Genomic DNA, 274 nt, shown 5'->3' on the forward strand with positions numbered 1-274 from the left:
TGCTTAGTGAGCATAGTTTATGTGCCGATGAAACCCGTACACAAGTGTTAGATGAAGGTGACAACCCTAGCAGCAATTCCTACATGTGGGTTTATCGCAGCAATGAGGTCAGCCGTGAGCCTGTCGTGATTTACGATTACCAAGCAGGTCGAAGTCGCGCTTGCGCAAAAGAATTTCTTGCCGGTTATCAAGGCTATTTACAGTGCGACGGTTACCGTGTTTATGACGGTATTGAAGGCATTACCCCTGTTGGTTGCTGGGCACACGCTAGACG

General features: G+C 48.5%; 1 protein-coding gene. It reads left to right on the top strand.

The genetic code is table 11. The features are described 5' to 3' along the window. Nucleotides 1–274 (top strand): IS66 family transposase (locus AAEY83_RS14900; protein WP_351060109.1); only part of this gene is annotated, 274 nt, incomplete at both ends.

The sequence above is a fragment of the Psychrobacter sp. TB20-MNA-CIBAN-0197 genome, from assembly GCF_040309765.1.
GTDB lineage: Bacteria > Pseudomonadota > Gammaproteobacteria > Pseudomonadales > Moraxellaceae > Psychrobacter > Psychrobacter submarinus.